The organism is Methylotuvimicrobium sp. KM1 (genome assembly GCF_044788715.1).
Lineage (GTDB): Bacteria > Pseudomonadota > Gammaproteobacteria > Methylococcales > Methylomonadaceae > Methylotuvimicrobium.
Genome location: NZ_CP173170.1, coordinates 708,811 through 727,125, shown reverse-complemented (window position 1 = coordinate 727,125; position 18,315 = coordinate 708,811). Strand labels below are relative to the sequence as shown.

Annotated in this window: 14 protein-coding genes; 5 read left to right on the top strand and 9 right to left on the bottom strand. The window is 51.5% G+C overall.

The genetic code is table 11. The features are described 5' to 3' along the window. Positions 1–2: 2 nt before the first annotated feature. The 6 genes from ACINK7_RS03205 to ACINK7_RS03180 all read right to left on the bottom strand — a co-directional run bounded on the left by ACINK7_RS03205 (position 3) and on the right by ACINK7_RS03180 (position 8,740). Positions 3–1,598, bottom strand: coding sequence for an NADH-quinone oxidoreductase subunit C (locus ACINK7_RS03205; RefSeq protein WP_404359859.1), 1,596 nt, complete (start codon positions 1,596–1,598; stop codon positions 3–5). Next, complete coding sequence (locus tag ACINK7_RS03200) at positions 1,595–3,064, bottom strand: hydrogenase 4 subunit F (RefSeq protein WP_404359858.1); 1,470 nt, start codon at positions 3,062–3,064, stop codon at positions 1,595–1,597. The genes ACINK7_RS03205 and ACINK7_RS03200 overlap by 4 nt, the downstream gene beginning before the upstream one ends. Then, positions 3,061–3,735 (bottom strand): formate hydrogenlyase, encoded by a 675-nt coding sequence (locus tag ACINK7_RS03195; protein WP_404359857.1) that lies wholly within the window; start codon positions 3,733–3,735, stop codon positions 3,061–3,063. Before ACINK7_RS03195 ends, ACINK7_RS03200 begins: the two co-directional genes overlap by 4 nt. Continuing rightward, on the bottom strand, positions 3,728–4,675 hold the full coding sequence (locus tag ACINK7_RS03190; protein ID WP_404359856.1) for a respiratory chain complex I subunit 1 family protein: 948 nt from the start codon (positions 4,673–4,675) through the stop codon (positions 3,728–3,730). The genes ACINK7_RS03195 and ACINK7_RS03190 overlap by 8 nt, the downstream gene beginning before the upstream one ends. Before the next feature lies 1 nt (position 4,676). Continuing rightward, positions 4,677–6,794, bottom strand: a complete 2,118-nt coding sequence (gene hyfB / locus ACINK7_RS03185; RefSeq protein ID WP_404359855.1) for a hydrogenase 4 subunit B — start codon at positions 6,792–6,794, stop codon at positions 4,677–4,679. 302 nt (positions 6,795–7,096) lie between these two features. Beyond that, entirely contained in the window at positions 7,097–8,740 is a 1,644-nt protein-coding gene (locus ACINK7_RS03180; protein WP_404359854.1) for a SulP family inorganic anion transporter, read from the bottom strand. A gap of 493 nt (positions 8,741–9,233) precedes the next feature. On the opposite strand from ACINK7_RS03180, the gene ACINK7_RS03175 reads away from it, so the two are divergent. Then, positions 9,234–10,655, top strand: a complete 1,422-nt coding sequence (locus tag ACINK7_RS03175) for a sensor histidine kinase (RefSeq protein WP_404359853.1) — start codon at positions 9,234–9,236, stop codon at positions 10,653–10,655. Positions 10,656–10,658: 3 nt separating this feature from the next. Next, a complete protein-coding gene (locus tag ACINK7_RS03170; protein ID WP_404359852.1) occupies positions 10,659–12,047 on the top strand; it encodes a sigma-54-dependent transcriptional regulator in 1,389 nt (462 codons plus the stop codon). A 411-nt stretch (positions 12,048–12,458) separates the two neighbouring features. Here ACINK7_RS03170 and ACINK7_RS03165 read toward each other — a convergent pair whose 3' ends face one another. Further along, positions 12,459–12,989, bottom strand: a complete 531-nt coding sequence (locus ACINK7_RS03165) for an SRPBCC family protein (protein WP_404359851.1) — start codon at positions 12,987–12,989, stop codon at positions 12,459–12,461. 392 nt (positions 12,990–13,381) lie between these two features. On the opposite strand from ACINK7_RS03165, the gene ACINK7_RS03160 reads away from it, so the two are divergent. From ACINK7_RS03160 to corA, 3 genes are all read left to right on the top strand, one after another. Continuing rightward, positions 13,382–13,648, top strand: coding sequence for a hypothetical protein (locus ACINK7_RS03160; RefSeq protein ID WP_404359850.1), 267 nt, complete (start codon positions 13,382–13,384; stop codon positions 13,646–13,648). An 88-nt stretch (positions 13,649–13,736) separates the two neighbouring features. Next, a complete protein-coding gene (locus ACINK7_RS03155) occupies positions 13,737–15,140 on the top strand; it encodes an MBL fold metallo-hydrolase RNA specificity domain-containing protein (protein ID WP_404359849.1) in 1,404 nt (467 codons plus the stop codon). Between the two features lie 35 nt (positions 15,141–15,175). Further along, positions 15,176–16,246: a magnesium/cobalt transporter CorA gene (corA, locus tag ACINK7_RS03150; protein ID WP_404359848.1), complete on the top strand. Its 1,071-nt coding sequence runs from the start codon at positions 15,176–15,178 to the stop codon at positions 16,244–16,246. 106 nt (positions 16,247–16,352) lie between these two features. Here the strand turns inward: corA and ACINK7_RS03145 are convergent, their stop codons facing one another. Beyond that, positions 16,353–17,405, bottom strand: coding sequence for a succinylglutamate desuccinylase/aspartoacylase family protein (locus ACINK7_RS03145; protein WP_404359847.1), 1,053 nt, complete (start codon positions 17,403–17,405; stop codon positions 16,353–16,355). Position 17,406: 1 nt separating this feature from the next. Next, positions 17,407–18,312 (bottom strand): 30S ribosomal protein S6--L-glutamate ligase, encoded by a 906-nt coding sequence (gene rimK, locus ACINK7_RS03140; protein WP_404359846.1) that lies wholly within the window; start codon positions 18,310–18,312, stop codon positions 17,407–17,409. Positions 18,313–18,315: the final 3 nt, after the last annotated feature.

Genomic DNA, 18,315 nt, shown 5'->3' with positions numbered 1-18,315 from the left:
CCTTATAAATCCTGTCCGGAATAGGAACCGTTCACCGATTTATTGCAGACCGGAAAGTCCGGAACGATGTTGCCGATCTGAATTTTTTCCAACGCCGGCCAATTGATTTGGCTCGGGTCGCGCGGATAAAAGCGGGCGATCCGGTTCCCCTCGTCAAATCGGACATAACACAAAATCTCGCCGCGCCAACCTTCCACGGCTGCAAAGCCTTCGGCACCCGCTTCGGGAGTCCGCCAATCCGCGAGAACGTCGCCTTCCGGCATTTGTTCGAGCATTTGTTCCAACAAACGGCAAGCGGCACGCAATTCTTTGTACCGCAGCCAAAACCGCGCCGCGACATCGCCGTCCGTTTCGACCGGCACGGTCAAATCCAAACGGTCGTAAGGCGGATAGCCCGGCGCTTTACGCACATCGAAGATCTGCCCGCTGGCTCTGCCGACAAAACCCAGCGCGCCCAAGGCCTGAGCCTGGGCCGACGAAAGCACGCCCGCCGCCAAAAAGCGGTCTTCGAGCGAGGAGTTCGCGTCGATGATTTTGATCAGTTCGCTTAGTTCGGCTCGGAGCGTTGCAATCGTCTCTTTCATCGCGGCGCAGTCGTCGAACTTGAGGTCCACTGCGACGCCGCCCGGCACGATGCAATCCATCATCAGTCGGTGAGCGAACAGCGTCCGGTTGTCCCTTAGCCACAGTTCCCGCAGGCGTCCGAACTGGTAATAACCGAACGCAAAGCCGACATCGTTGCACATCGCGGCCATGTCTCCCAGATGATTGATCGCCCTTTCGCGTTCGGCCAAAATGCCGCGAATGAAATCGGCGCGTTTCGGGCATGTCACGCCAGCGGCCGCTTCCATCGCGCGGCAGGCGGCCCAGGCATGCGCGACCGTGGTGTCTCCGGATATTCGGCCGGCCAGTTTGGCCAACGAAACCGGATCGCGACCTTCGGCGATTTTTTCGATGCCTTTATGAACATAACCCAAGCGCTCTTCCAAATGCAGCACGGTTTCGCCGACGGCCTGAAACCGGAAATGGCCGGGCTCGATGATGCCGGCATGAATCGGACCAACAGGTATTTCATAGACGCTGGAACCTTCCGCCTTGAGAAACGGATAATCCTTGTCCGGCGGCGTCGAGGCTTGCGGAAAACCTTGCGCAGGAAAATCCTTGCGCAGCGGAAATTCGTCATCGGCCCAGGCTAAATGCCGGGTCCAACGCTGTTCCTGCAAAGGATGGCCGATGAAACGTATCCCGAACATATCCCGGACATGACGTTCCGCGCGGTCGGCGGCAGGATAGAAAGACGCATGCGAAGGCAATTCCGGATGCTCCGCGGCAACGGCGGTCCGCAGTATTAGGTAGCGGCCTTGGTATTCGAGACAACAATCGACTCTGAAACGCCCGGACAGATCGTCGGCCCAGACACCGGTCCAGCGAGCATCGTGACTCCGGGCTATTTGCGCGGCCTTCCCCCAGTTTTCCGGAGTCAGTATCAGCATGTCGGCCCCGGATAAGGTTCGGCGATCGGCATTAACTTGGGCTAGCGCATTCAGTTCACTCATGAAAACGTCCCAAGCGCCGTTTGGCTGTGTCGTTTCGGTCATAACGGCAGACTCCCGGCGATCAATTGCGTCGCCTGATTGAACCAGTTGCCCAAGAAGAACGGCATACTGATCCCCAACCACAATACCAGTATCAAATGCAGCACGACCGGCGTCATGTTGGCTTGAATGGCCTGGCGGCCTTCCGGCAAAGGACCGAACACCATAGGCTGCAGATGCCGGAACAAGCCGGCGAAAGCGATGCCGATACCGATCAACAACAAGGGCGTCAGCCACGGATAATCCCGCATCGTCGCGATCAATACCAAAAATTCGCTCGCGAACACTCCGAACGGCGGAAAGCCGGCTATCGCGAGCGTACCGATCAGTAATCCCCATCCGATCGAAGGCTGGGTATTGATCAAGCCTCGGATCTTGTCGATGCGTTGCGTGCCGGCGAGCTGCGACGCATGACCGACTGTCACGAAAATCGCCGACTTGGTCAAGGAATGCGTGGTCATGTGAAACAACCCGGCAAACACGGCCCACGGCGTTCCGATGCCGAACGCGAAAGTCATCAGCCCCATGTGCTCGATCGAGGAATAACTGAACAGCCGCTTGATGTCTTTTTGGTGATGCAGCAACAACGCGGCCACCAGAAACGACAGCAGACCGAAACCCATCATCAGATAACCGGGCAAGTGCGAAGCCAACGACTGATCGGCCAGCATCTTGCTTCGAACCACTGCATACAAGGCGTCGTTTAACAAAAGCCCGGACAAAATGGCCGACATCGGCGTAGGGCCTTCGGAATGCGCGTCCGGCAACCAATTGTGCAACGGCACCAAGCCCATTTTGGTGCCGTAGCCGATCAACAGAAACACGAACGCGATACTCATCACACCCGGATTCAGCAGGGTCGCATTCTCATGCAAAGTCGTCCATAACAAGGCCTCGTCGGGACGGATGCCTTCGACCTGTTCCGCCGCGAAATACAGCAAGATCGTTCCGAATAAGGCCTGCGCGATACCGACCCCGCATAGGATGAAATACTTCCAGGCCGCTTCGACCGCTTCAGGCGTCCGGTACAAACTGACCAATAGCACCGTCGCCAGCGTCGCGCCCTCCATCGCGACCCACAAGAGTCCCATGTTATTGGTCGTCAAGACCAGAAACATCGTAAACATGAAAGCTTGATAGGCGGAATAATAAAAACGCAGACGCCTAGGAGTGATTTTTCCGGCTTCCCATTCATGTTTCATGTACGCCCCGGAAAACAGCGCCGTCGTCAGACCGACGAACGCAGTCAGCACCACCAGATACACATTGAACGAGTCGATATAGAACTGTTTGCCCGAGGACAACAGCGGTCCCTTGAGCAATACTTCGACCGCCAACCAAATAGAGCAGAACAGGCTCAAGGCATTGAAGCCCATGTTATAAAGGCGGCTGCGGTCGGGGTCGTTTTGCAGGGCCAGAATCACCGAACCTGAAAAAGGAGTCAGCAGAATCAAATAGACTGCAATCATTCCTCCACCTCACTCAACTGGCTGAGCCGGTCAACATCCAGCGAATCGATGCTGGAGCGGATTTGAAAAAAGAACACGCCGAAAATGACCGCCGCGACCAGCACGTCGAAGGCAATGCCCAGTTCGACGACCATCGGCATGCCCAGTGTCGATACGACCGCGGCAAAGAACAAGCCGTTTTCTATCGACATGAAACCGACGACCTGCGCGACCGCATGGCGGCGCGTGATCATCAGCAGCATGCCCAACAACACGACCGCGAGACTGACCGAAATCGTATTGAGCGTGATCAGCGTGGACAATTGAACGATCGGAAGGCATACGTAATAACTGAACACGACCAGCGATGCGCCACCGATCATGACCCGCGCAGGATGTTCGACGGTGTCCATTTCCCGGTGCAGATTCATGCGCATGATCAGCCTAAACAGCATGGCCGGAATCAGCAGGCCCTTGATCACTAAGCTCAGCGCCGCGGAGATATAAAGATGCGGCAACGCCATCGAATACGCGACCAGCGCGGTACTCGCCGACAACAGCAAGCCCTGCACCGCGAACACGCCGACCAGCCTGAGCAGGCGCGATTGACCCAGCATCAAAAAAGACGTCAGCGTAATGAGCGCCGCCATCAGCATCACGGCTTGCTGATAAACGCTGAGCGAATTAACCATAATACACCTCGAGAATGATATGGCTGAGCATGCCTAGCACGCTGAGCAGATAGGCGAAGCTCAAAAACTCCTGAACCCTGAAGATGCGCATTTTCGCGAGCAGCGTTTCCGAAAACGCCAACAGCACCGACAACGCGGCCAGCTTCAGAACGATCGCCAGCAGACCTTCGCCTAAGGCTTCAAGACTGAAAACGGAAGCGATATGCCAAGGGAAGAACATATTGGCGATCAACACGCCGTACAACATCAGCTTGATTTGACTCGCCCATTCCATCAGCGCCAAGGATCGCCCGCTGTATTCGAGAATCATCGCTTCATGAATCATCGTCAACTCGAGATGGGTGGCCGGGTTATCGACCGGAATCCGTCCGGTTTCGGCGATCGCGACCAGCATCAATGCGGCCAAGGCGAAGACGAACGAAGGCCGCAGCACCAAGCCGCTGTCCAGCACGTATTGCATCGCCAACGACAAATTGGTGGTTTGCGCGCTCATCGCAAGCGTGAATACCACCATCAGCATCGCAGGCTCCGCCATCGACGAAATCGTCATTTCGCGCGAAGCGCCCATGCCTCCGAACGCAGTGCCGATGTCCATGCCGGCCAACACCAGAAAGGTACGGGCCAATGCGAAAAATCCGACCATCACGAAGACATCGGCAATCCGGGCGGTCGGCAGGTTCACGGCGACCAGCGGTACGATAGCCGCAGCCAGTAGCATCGCCGCGAACACGATCACCGGCGCCGCACTGAAAATCCACGACGCCGTCTCGGGCAGGATCGCCTCCTTGACCCAGAGCTTGCGCAAATCGCGGTAAGGCTGCAGCAGGGACGGAGCCTTGCGGTTTTGCAGCCGGCATTTGACGAACTTGATCCAGCCGGTCAAAAGCGGCGCGATCAAGATAAAAAGCAGGGGCTGCCCGATTGCCAATAACCAAGCCATATCAACTCACCACCCAAAGTAAAAACAACAAGGTCGCGAACGAATAAGCCAAATACGTTCGGATGCTGCCGGTCTGAATTCTGCCGAGACGGTGCGCCGACTGCGTGACCGAGCGCCCGATCGGCGTATAAAGAAAGCGGACGAACTTGTCGTCCGCTTGAAACTGATAACGAATGGCGGTCACTTGCCAACCCGCCGAATCGCCGGTTTCCCGGTTCAGCGTTTCCCTTAAATCGTAAACCGGGTCGAAGATGCGCCGGATCGGCATGCTAAACGCGCCGGAGGTGTATTGCATGCCGGCATTCAGTCCGCCGTAGCCGCAATCCCACGGTTCCACGCGGCGCGATTCGACAGCCCGAATTCGATAGAGCAGAACATAGCCCAATGCGCCGGCCGCAAGAAATGCCGCAAGCACCAAACCCGGCGAATACGAGGCTGTTTCGGCGCCGGCCGGCGTCAGCCATAACCAACCGCCAGCGGTGATATTCACCAGCACTGCACCGGTCAGATTTTCTATCACGCCGCGCAGTCCATCGATCAACGGAACCGGGAAAATACCAACGACGATGCAAAGCGCCGCCGGCAGGGCAAGACCGGCCAGCATGCCGCGATCGGTCAATTCGCGAGCATGCGCGATATGCGGCGAGCGCGGCAAACCCAAGAAGGCGATGCCGTAGACCTTGACGAAACAGGCTGCGCTCAGCGCGCCGGTCAACGCCAGCATCGCCGCCGCGGTCGGAACGAAACTGCGCAGCACGCCGCTTTGCAACTGATTGGCTTGCAGTGCGGCTTGGAAGGTCAGCCATTCGGAAACGAAACCGTTGAGGGGCGGCAGCGAGGCGATACTCAACGTTCCGGCTAAAAACAACGCGGCCGTTTTGGGCATGCGCCGGATCAGTCCGCCCATCTTTTCCAGGCTGGTTTCGTGCGTTTGATGCAAAATCGCGCCGGCACCCAAAAACAACAAGGTTTTAAACTGCGCATGATTGAAGCTGTGCAGCAGCGCTGCGAGCAATGCCAACGCACCGGATTGCGATTGGCCGGTACTGAAAAAGACCAGCGCAAGTCCTATGCTCAAAAAAATAATGCCGATATTTTCCACCGACGAATAAGCCAACAGGCGTTTCAATTGTTGCTGCTGCAACGCGTAAAGAATCCCCAACACCGCCGAAACGGCGCCTGCCGCGATGACCGCCACGCCCCATTGCCAAAAGACTTGCGGCAACAAATCGAAGCAGTAACGGATAAAGCCGTAGACCGCTATTTTCAACATCACGCCGCTCATCAGCGCCGAAATATGCGACGGCGCCGCCGGGTGCGCCTCGGGCAACCAGGCGTGCAGCGGCATCAAGCCGGCTTTCATCCCGAAACCTGCCAGACCCAGAGCAAAAGCAACAGACGCCCATAACGGCGTCAGAGCGACGCCTCGGATATGCCCGAAGCTGAAGCCTTCGGCAAAAGTCACCAATACGCCGAAGCCCAAGATAATGCACAATGCGCCGATCTCGGCCATCAGCAAATACAAAAAAGCCGCACGGCGGCTCTCCGGTTGTTCGTGTTGAAAAGCAACCAGAAAATAACTGGCAACCGACATCAGCTCCCAGGCGATCATAAAAAAGAAGGTATCGTCGGCGAGCAGGACCATTTCCATGCCGGCAACAAACAAACCGGTAAAAAACCCTAACACTGCCAATGATTTTTTATGTTCGAATTCCCGGACATATCCCGGGCCAAACAGACAGACAGCAATCAGCGGCATTCCCAATACCAGGAAAAAAAAGCCCGACAAGGCATCGAGCCTGACATGCCAAGACAAGCCGGGCAAACCGAACGGTAAAATCATCGCTGCCGAATCGGCGCCCAACAATTGCAATAATCCGGTCAAAACCGCCAAGGCGCCGGAAACGCCCAGCAAACAAAACGGCAAAATCCGCATCGCGCGCGCATAGTAGTCGGGTTCTAAAAATAACGCCACCTTGGCGAGCCGTGAAGAATCGAAAGCAAAAATCCGGTTCAGTAAATATTCGAAAAGAGCTCGGCGGCTGTAAGCCCATGAACTGACTGCAGACAGAAGAGCCATTAAGACCGATAGTAATGCGAAGAATAAGGTCATCGGCATGCAGCGCCTTGATCATCGCAAGGATTTGGACGGATAGGGACAAAAAGCATGGTAAGCACTCCTTTTTTGGGTGCGATTAATAGAGCAACAAAACTCATCGAAACGGTAAGGATATCGTGATAAATAACGTCATGGAACTATGCGCTTTGCTGAAGGTTCGGTAGCTCGCTTGGCAGGACGCCGTGAATACGTCCGTGTAGGCTTGACGGCGGCTTTCCCTGCCACCGACACCTGCCAATCGAGCAACCGAACCCTCGATAAAATAGGGAAGTTATTTACGACCAAATCCTAACCCGCTTTCATTAAATCACTTTTCGGCGCGCGGCCAAACGATGATTCGAATAAGGCCGGTGATATTCCAAACCGACGATTTTGCATTGTCCGTCGGCCTGATTGTACTCCTCGGCAAAATGATGAATGAACTCCATCACGGTATGATCGATCAATTCCGACTCGGAGAGATCGAAATAAACGGTTTTTCGTTCCGGCAAACTGACTGCCAAGCTTTTCAATCCGATGATATTCGAAAAAACCGCGGCACCACTGACCTCGATATGATAGGTATTTTCGTTTGTCCGCCGCACATGATAAGCAGACGACAATATTTGACGTATTTTCAATCCGCGAGCGATATGAATAAGCAATTCCACGGTAATACCGATCGCGACGCCGATCAGCAAGTCGGTTGCCAACACGCCGACAATAGTCGCCGCGAAAACGGCGAAATTGTCCCAGCCGATCGAAATCGTCTTGGCAAACTCCTTCGGCGAAGCCAAACGAAAGCCGGTATAGACCAACAGTGCCGCCAACGAAGCCAACGGAATTTCATGGATCAGTTTCGGGAACAGTGCGACGAAAATCAATAGAAACAAGCCATGAAAAAAATTGGCCCAACCGGTTTTCGCGCCATTATTGACATTGGCCGAACTGCGCACGATTTCGGCGATCATCGGTAAACCGCCGATCAAACCGCAAATCAGGTTGCCGATTCCGACCGCTGTTAAATCCTTATTCAATTTGGAATTTCGCTTATAAACATCCAACTTATCGACCGCGGCGGCGCTCAGCAAGCTTTCCAAACTCCCAACCAGACAGATGGCTACGACGGAGATCCAGAATTCAATCGTTGCGATTTTCGAAAAATCGGGAAAATAAAATCCGGACCAAAAATTTTCCGGAACCGCGACCAGAAAAGCGGGGCCGATCGTAAACACATGATGCGGCAGAATCTCTGTTTCAGGCAAAAACAGGTAGCGGTGTACATGATCCAAATCGAAATATTGCCCCAAACCCAGCCCGGTCAAAACGACCAAAAGAGGGGCTGGAATCATTTTCAATGCGGGCTTTTTAAAAAAGGTCCAGGCAACGAGTAACAGCAGTCCTGAAAAACCAATGAACGCCACTTCCGGATTCAGATTGACCAAAGAATGCGGGATTTCAGCAATGGCACCCAACAACGATTCGGCCTGAGGCTTTACACCCAACAGCGTATGTATTTGTTTGCCCATGATAATGATGCCGATCGCAGCCAACATGCCATGCACGACCGATATCGGAAAAAAAGCACTGAGCTTGCCGGCCTTGAATAGCCCTAAGAATACCTGTAACACACTTGCTATGACGATTGCGGCCAAGGTATAACGATAGCCTGCCATCGCATCACCCTGTCCTAACGATTGTACCGCGTCGACAAGTACGACGATCAATCCGGCCGCAGGACCGTTAATTGTCACAAAGGAGCCGTTCAATCTGGAAACCACGACGCCGCCGACAATCGCGCTAATGATGCCCGCCATCGGCGGAAAACCCGAAGCCATCGCTATGCCGAGGCTAAGCGGCAATGCAATCAAAAACACCAGGAAACCGGCCGGTAAATCACTGCGCCAATTTTCAATAAGCCCCGGAATACCTGTCTTAGGCGTGGCAGCCCGAATGGATGTACTCATGATGAATCCTTTGCGGTGTTAATCTTCAACAATCAACATAAAGCAATACAAATGCCAATTATGATAATCCGTTGAATCGCTCAGAACTTAACACACCATAAAACACTCGGTTGATACCCATGCTTATAATTTGGTTCATTTCAACCGATCAAAACGGTGCATTTCAACCGGCACTCAAATAATTAGGAAACATCCAGGCATGAAACCAGCACGGCTTTATTCGGAAAAATTATCTATAGCTCAAAAACCTCGCCCCGAATCATCCAATTCAGACTTGGCATATAAAATGTGGTACTGCTATCACAATCAAATTTCATGGCTGATTTAAAGCGGCTATGGGTCAACGCGACGACATTCATTACAATCATTAAGTCGATCAACCATGGCTTATTGGATTGGACGTCAGTTATCATGGCTCAATACATCAAGGGTTCGGACAATGCCGCTATCAACTTTATAATGCTTCCTTTAAACAAGATTGTCGGGAAAACGAATGAACAAAATTTTATACCGCCCGATTGCGATCATCGGGGCGACGTTGGGACTGTTCATCATGATCGAGTTGATCGCTCTCGGCGGCATCACTTGGCGCAACTTGCACCGAATCAATATCATTAAAGAAGATATTTCCTACGGGCATCAACTACAACAAAAAATCTTCGAACTGTATCTGCATCAATTGGACAATATTGCACACTCTTCACTATCGGCTCGTCATGATCCCAAACTGTTGAATAGCATCATCGCCGACCTTGAACAACAATATCCAGGCGCGCCCGAAACGCTGGAGCTGATCGAAATAAGCAAAAGACTGTCAAATGCAAATCCCGGTCAATATCGTCAGGACTTGATGGACACGCTTAAGCTTGCCGGGGGCTTTTTCAATCAACAAATCCGCGAAGAAAAACAATTGCTGAGTCAAGTCTATTCCGACAGCGAATGGGAATTGAATTTCGCAATCATCTTTCCCGCCGTGGTTTTTTTAACTTTGCTGGTTCTCGACTTACGGTTTTTACGTAGAAAAATTCTGGCGCCTTTGGAGGCCTTGAAAGAGTTGCTGTCGCTATTAGCGGACGGCGAACCTCAGCCGATCGACGATCGGAATATCGAGCCGGCATTGCAATCGCTGTTCAGCAACTACAACCGCTTGATCATTCGCCTTGCCGAATTAGAACTCGAGCATGCAAACCACAGGCAACTGCTAGAGCAAGAAATTCGCAATGCAACTCATACCTTGCTCGAACAAAGCCGAAGTCTCGCTCGATCCGAACGATTAGCCGTCGTAGGCGAACTAGCCGCCAGCACCGCCCATGAACTGCGAAATCCGTTGGCCGGCATACAAGCCGCATTGCGCAACATTCAAAACGAATGCACGAATCCCGACTTATCCGAGCGATTGCAACTGGTCGCTAATGAAGCCTACCGTATCACTCAACGACTAAACGAACTACTGTCTTTAGCCAAACATTCGCCGGAAACGCCCAAACGGGTCGACCTCGAAATCGTCATCAACGAATTATTGATGCTAATCAAATATCAAACGGCTGAAAACATAGTCTTTCGCCTAAACATACAAACCGGCATCAAGCCCTTGCTGCCGGAAACGGAACTTCGCCAGGCCTTGCTCAATTTGTTGATCAACGCCTGTCAAGAATTATCCAATGCCGGCGGCACGATTACCGTCAATGCATTCGTCAAGGACAGTCAACTGGTCATCCAGGTGCGAGATACCGGCCCCGGATTTTCCGAACAATTATTGACGCAAGGAATACGCCCTTTCGCCAGCACGCATGAACAAGGCACCGGTTTGGGATTGTCGATGGTGCGCCGGTTTGCGAAATCGTTGGGCGGGGACTTGACCTTAAGCAACGACGAGCAAGGTCACGCTTGCGCCTCATTAACTTGTCCGGTCTGAACCATGCACAATAACAATCTGCTGATTATCGAAGACGAAGCACTGCTCGGGAAAGAACTGGCCCGATTTTTCAACAAACAAGCCTGGAACGCGGTGGTTGCAGACACTCTTGCAAAAGCAGAGCATCAGTTGATCGACTTGGCCCTAGAACCACTGGTCGTGTTATCGGATATGAATCTTCCCGACGGCAATGCGTTGGATTTTCTGGAAAAAGTTCGTCAGAACATCGCTCATTCCGAGTGGCTGTTTCTAACCGGATACGGCACCGTAGCCGATTCGGTCAAAGCCTTACGCCTCGGCGCTTACGACTTTCTTGAAAAACCTTGCGACCTGGACCGTTTGAATATGTTGGTCGAAGGCGCCGCCCGAAGCGCCAGAGCCCAGCGACGTTTATTCCAGGAAACCGACCTCAAGCACAACCGTTATTCGATCGACGCACTGATCGGCTCAAGCCCCCAAATTCAAACGCTTAAGGAGATGATCGGCCAATTGGCTAAAGTGCGGTTTTCCAGTTTGGTCATCACCGGAGAAACCGGATCAGGAAAAGGATTAGTGACTCGCTTGCTGCATTATTCGGGGCTACGCGCACAAGGTCCGTTGATCGAGTTGAACTGCGCAGCCATCCCAAAGGATCTGCTGGAATCGGAACTATTCGGCCATGAGGCCGGTGCTTTTACCGGCGCTAAAAAACGCCGCCATGGCCTGCTAGAACAAGCCAACAGCGGCACCTTGTTTCTGGACGAGATCGGAGAGTTAGATCTCGATTTACAAGGCAAACTGTTAAAAGCGGTCGAAGAATTTAAATTTCGCCGTGTCGGCGGCGAGCGGGAAATCAGCGTCGATTTACAAATTGTCGCCGCAACCAACCGGGACTTGCTGGAAAGCGTTGAAAAAGGCAATTTCAGACGCGACTTGTATCATCGTCTGAATGTCGTCAACTTGCATATTCCGCCCTTGCGCGAACGAAAGGAAGACCTGCGCGAACTGGTTTGGCAATTCATCGCCGAAGGCAATGCCCGAACCGGAAAAAACCTTGCCATCGTCCCTGAAAGCGTCTTGCGAAAGCTTGAAGCCTATGATTGGCCCGGCAATATCCGGGAATTGCATAACGTCATCGAACGTTGCGTACTGCTTTCCGATAGCGAAGTATTCCCCGAGCATTGGCTGCAATTGCCTAATTTACCGTCAACGAAATCCAGCATACGCGAAGACGGCATATTCATTCCGCTGGACGGCAGCCTGTCTCTACAAGACATCGAAAAGCGAATCATCGAGGAAGCGCTTAACCGCTCCGGTATGAACGTAACGGCGGCGGCAAGGTTATTGAACGCAACCCGGGAAACCTTGCGTTACCGGGTTCAAAAACATCACCTGAAGTACATCAACGAATAATACCTCTACTCGAGCGAACATACGCCTTAGGGTTCGGTCATAAATAACTTCCCTATTTTAAATGCAAAGGAGGCAGGTTCGGTAACTCGATTGACAGGTGTCGGCGGCAGAGCAGATTTTTGCTCCTCGGCAATTGCTCCTGCATTGCCCTAATACACGCCATCCATGGCAATCAGATTCCGCCGTCAAGACTACATGAAAGTATTCACCCAGCACCTAAATTCCATAAGCCATTGGCTATGGTTCGTTCCCTTAGATAATTTAAGTGCTGGGTTCACCGCGTTCTTTGACGGAGACCGGCCCCGGCACCGAATTTTGATCTACGAGATGAGTATACAAACGCTGATACCCTGAAATAAAAATCCGATAGTATTCCTGCTCCGTAATGCCGTGTGAGCGGCCTTCTAAATCTCAGTTCTCTACGTGTTTTTTCAGGCCGGCCAGGCCGTTTTTGAAATACTGCGTCATCGCCTTAACCGCCGCTTCGTCGCTTAGATGTTCAGGCGGCGTGTTGCCGGTGTCACCTCGATAAAAACGGCTTTTCAAAGTCACGATGCTACTGCTATCGTTCTCTCCTGGCGTCACCTGTAATTCAATCGAATAAGAACTGACCGGCAACGCTTTGACGTTTTCCTTGTTCAAGCGGTAACTGTATTCCCGGTTTTCGTCGCTATAATAATCGAGCTCGTCGACGAGTTGTTCGCCATCGGTAAAAGTCAGCGTGCGTTTGCCGCCCGATTCATGCTTTCCGTCGCCCTCGCTTTTTTGTACATCGTCATGCCAATCGGCAATCGAACCGAATTGCTTGACCGCGTCCCAAACCTTGTCCGCCGGCGCCTCGATGGCAATACTCTCTTTGGCTTTTTGCGGTGTCGGTCCGTGCGCCAAGGCGGCCACAGGAAAAATTAGGAAATTGAATAGAATAATCAGTAACTGTTTCATAGTCGGTAATAAGCAAAAATTAAATCGCTTATTATCGGCCAATGCTAAGTATTGGCACTAAGCAAACTTCCTGCTAGTCATTAGGACTTTTTCCGATTCCACCCCATACGCATCCCGCTGTAAACGTATATAACCCGAATACAGCATAGCGAAGTACGGAAATGGCGTGACTTCGAACCTTCCCGGATTGCACTACGCTCCATCGGGGCTACGCAGCTTTCCTCTTTTCCCTTTTCCCCTTTCAAAATTCCTTCCCAAGCTGTCGACGAATTGGATTATACTCAGATTGCTCACAAAACCCGAGCCACATACACGTACCGACTGCTCGGTTTTTTTCCGAGCACACTTCTCCAGCGCAAAAAACGACTACAACACAATGAGGAGAGAATACTATGGACCTTTTAAAAGACTTGGAAAACCTATCCGACAAAATCAAACAACAACGCGATGAAATCGCTGTTCAATTAAATCTTGCCGGTAAGGAAGCGAAAGACGAATGGGAGCATGCCGAAAAAAAATGGACCGAATTAAGACACAAAGCCGAGGAAATCAAAGACGATACCAAGGAAACAACCGAGGAATTAATATCGGCGACCAAAGTCATTGCCGATGAACTGACCGAAGCCTATCAACGTATCATTGATCGTATAAAGAAATAATCGAAAACACCAGCCGGTGGACTGCTCAAACTGTCCACCGATTCAGCCTAGACCATCCCGACTATAATCGTCCCATACAGAGCAGGCTATGAATAAACTCACTTTTCTCGGCGCCACCGGCCAGGTGACTGGCTCCTGTTATCTCTTGGAATCGAACAATAAGCGCATTTTGATCGATTGCGGCATATTTCAGGGCGGCAAAGCAGCCGACAAACAAAACCGATCCCGATTCACGTTTAAACCGTCGGACATCGACGCGGTCGTGTTGTCGCATGCCCACCTGGATCACTCAGGACGTCTGCCGCAACTTTATAAAGACGGTTTCAGAGGCGATCTTTTCCTAACCGAAGGCAGCTTTCACCTGCTCGACCTATTGCTCAAAGACGCTGCATTACTGCAACTGCGCGATACTGAGTGGGAAAACAAACGGCGCCAACGTTCCGGAAAAAAATTGCTCGAACCGCTCTATACGCTCGAAGATGTCGAAGCTCTGCTGCAACTTCGCAAGCCTACCGCCTATCGCGAACCCACTGAAATAGTACCTGGCTTGTCGGTCACCTTTCATGATGCCGGACACATTCTCGGGTCCGCGATTGTAGAATTGAAGTCAAACAAAGGGCCACAGCAAAAAACCTTGGTATTTTCCGGCGATCTCGGCAATCGGCATTCGCCTTTATTGTACGACCCGGACCAACTCACCAAGGCGGATATCCTGTTATTGGAATCGACTTATGGCGATCGTGATCACAAACCATTAGATACGACGCTCGACGAATTACGCGAAATACTCATCGCAGCTCAAGAAAACGGCGGCAATGTGATCATTCCATCATTCGCGGTCGGACGTACCCAAGACTTGATTTATTGGCTCGGTAAACTTTATCGGGAAGGCGCGTTGCCACAACAACAGGTCTTTCTGGACAGTCCAATGGCGATCGAAGCCAGCAAAATTTACGACGATCATAGCCATTTGTTCAACGATGACGACCCCGAATTCAAACACATCGCCAAGCGCAAAGACGGCTGGCAAACCTGGCTGCCGAATCTGGTCTATTCCGAATCGACTGAAGACTCGATGGCGATCAACCGCATCGCAGGCGGCAGCATCGTCATAGCCGGCAGCGGCATGTGTACCGGCGGACGCATCCGCCATCATCTGAAATACAACCTCTGGCGTCGCGATGCGCATGTCGTGTTCGTCGGCTTTCAGGCTCAAGGTACCCTGGGGAGAACCTTAGTCGAAGGTCAGAAAGACTTGAAGATCCTAGGCAGTAAAATCCATGTGCAAGCCACGATTCATACGCTCGGCGGCTTAAGCGCGCATGCCGACCAAAGCCAACTGCTCCGCTGGGCATCGGCGTTCAAAGACCCGAAGCCCCGACTGTATTTGATCCACGGCGAACTCAACGCCTCGCATTCGTTACGCACGTGTTTTCACCGTAGCGGCTGGGACGCTTCGCTTCCCGAAGTCGGACAAACCATTGAGTTTTAATTTCGACAACGCACGATGAATCCTTTCGAACGCCGATGACCCAACCCCTCTCGTTAAGCAGTTCTTCCGAAAAATTCGGTCTTGCGCCGGGCAGCGTCATCCATGTCGGCGAAAGACTGGAAACGGCCGGCAAAATCAAACTGATCGAATTCAGTAAAGACATCTTGATCGAACAAGAGATCAAGACCGTTTCGGAATTGATTCCGCCGAAAGACAAACCCACCGTTTCATGGTTCAGCATCACCGGTCTGCACGACGTCGAGTTGATCGAACAACTGGGGAAAGAGTTCACTATTCATCAACTGGTATTGGAAGACATCGCCAATACCCATCAACGGCCTAAAGTAGAGGAGTTCGACAATATTATTTTCATCGTGCTCCGGGTCATACGATTCGACGCGGAATCTCTGACTTTCGATAACGAACAGTTCAGCTTAATACTCGGTAGTAATTTTATCTTGACCTTTGAAGAATCGGAGTCGGATCTGCTACATCCAATAATCCGCAGAATCCAAAACAGCCGGGGAAGATTTCGTAGTCAGGGTGCGGATTATTTGAGTTACAGCATCATCGACTTGGTCGTGGATCACTATTTTTTGATCGAAGACAGCCTGGATGAAATTGTCGAAGACCTCGAAGATCAATTGCTTCTTTCGCCTTCGCCCGACATGCTGAATACGATTCAAAAGTTGAAACGAGGCATGATTTTCGTTCGACGAGCGGTTTCACCGCTTAGAGAGGTTTTGAACGGTCTGCTTCGTTCGGAATCCGACCTAATACGCGATACGACCAAGGTATATCTGCGCGACGTTTACGACCATACAATTCGCGTCGCCGAGGGACTGGACACTTACCGGGATTTGATCGCCGGCCTACTGGAAATTTATTTGTCCAGTCTCAGCAATAAAATGAATGAAGTCATGAAGGTATTGACCGTTTTTGCGACGATTTTTATACCGCTAACCTTTCTGGCCGGCGTTTACGGCATGAATTTCGACTACATGCCGGAACTAAAGTGGGCATGGTCTTATCCGGTATTCTGGTCAATCAGCCTCGCAACAGCAGTTGGCTTGTTGGCTTTCTTCCGGCGTAAGAAATGGTTGTAAAAACAACAACGTATTTGTTTCACTTGAAATGCCCCCTTGTTGATCAACTTAACTTGCTTCATCAAAGCGCTAAAATCGATCTTCTTAATTATGGCATTTTCCAACTTCAAACAATCGGGGTTTCAGACCACTCATAAGCTTCATTCATCGGATCGAATTCGTGCTGATATTGCTCGACGACATCGGCGGCATTGTCGGCTTTACCGAATCTGGCTATATGAAACAACGCTTCGCCTTCGGTAACGATCGGCAGATTAGTCTTGCCGATAATAATGCCGGAATTTTGAGCTGTAATATTATCGTCTTCAAGATAAAACGGATCGCTAACCGCACCGAGCGTTTCGCCTTTATTGACTTTAGCACCCAACGAGACCATCGCCCTTAACAAACCGCTTTTAGAAGATCTAGCCCAATAGCTCGAACGCGCAATGACAGGTTCCGGAAGTCTGCTTTTTCGCTTGGCTGTTTCTTGGCGAATCATGCCTAATTGCCTCATTACGCGGATGATGCCGCGCAGCCCGATTCTGATCGACAGTTCGTCATAGCGTAAGGCTTCGCCGGCTTCGTATACCAATAATGGAATTTTATGTTCCGCGGCGATAGCCCGTAACGAACCATCCCGCACATCCGAATTTAAAATAACCGGAGCGGCAAATGCCCTCGCTAAAGTCTCGGTCTCTTCGCCTTCATTCAAATCGGCACGAATTTGCGGTAAATTATCGCGATGAATCGCTCCGGTATGCAAATCGATACCATGCGTGCATTGCTCGACAATTTCATGAAAAAAAAGCGATGCCAACCTACCGGCCAAGGAGCCTTTATCGGATCCGGGAAAAACTCGGTTCAAGTCGCGGCGGTCGGGTAAATAGCGTGAGTGCCGAACAAAGCCATAGATATTGACGATCGGTACCGCAATCAAAGTCCCCTTGATACTCCGCAACGCCGGCGACTGCAGCAAACGACGAATGATTTCGATGCCATTGATCTCGTCGCCGTGTATCGCCGCGCAAACAAAAATCTTTGGACCGCTTTGCCGGCCGTTAATCACATGTACCGTCATGGGAACAACGGTATGGGTATAAAGATTCGGCAGCGGTATATCCAGCGTTCTGCGTTCGCCGGCTTTAATTTTCTGACCGCCGATGAACAATTCCGCCATGTCAGCCCTTACCTTTGGTCCGAGTGGATTTGCCGAGACTATCCTTTTCGATAAAACTGATAATCATGCCTGCAATGTCTTTGCCTGTTGCTGTTTCGATGCCTTCCAACCCCGGCGAGGAGTTAACTTCCATCACGACAGGTCCATGATTCGAACGCAACATATCGACGCCCGCGACATTCAATCCCATCGTCTTGGCCGCGCGAACCGCGATCGAGCGCTCTTCCGGCGTAATCCGAACTAACGATGAAGTCCCGCCTCGATGTAGATTCGAACGAAACTCGCCCTCGCCACCTTGTCGTTTCATCGTCGCCACGACTTTATCGCCGATTATGAAACAACGAATATCGGCACCGGCGGCTTCCTTGATGAATTCCTGAACCAAGATATCGGCTTTCAAGCCCATAAAAGCTTCAATAACGCTTTCCGCCGCTTTTTTCGTTTCGGCCAATACGACGCCAATGCCTTGAGTCCCTTCGAGAAGCTTAATGACGACCGGAGCCCCGCCGACCATTTTGATTAAATCTTCGATATCGTCCGGTTTATGTGCAAAACCGGTCACCGGCAAACCGATACCTTTGCGAGATAATAACTGTAATGAACGCAGTTTGTCCCGAGACCTTGAAATCGCAACCGATTCATTGAGCGGATAAGTCCCCATCATTTCAAACTGACGAAGCACCGCTGTACCATAAAATGTTACCGACGCGCCGATTCTGGGAATGACAGCATCGAACCCCTCCAATACCGTACCTTTATAATGAATGCCCGGTTTTGTCGACGTAATTTCCATGTAACAGCGCAACACGTCGATAACTTCAATTTGATGGCCCCTTGCTTCCGCCGCTTCTATCAATCTCCGCGTGGAATACAACTTGGGATTTCTGGAAAGCAATGCAATTTTCATGAA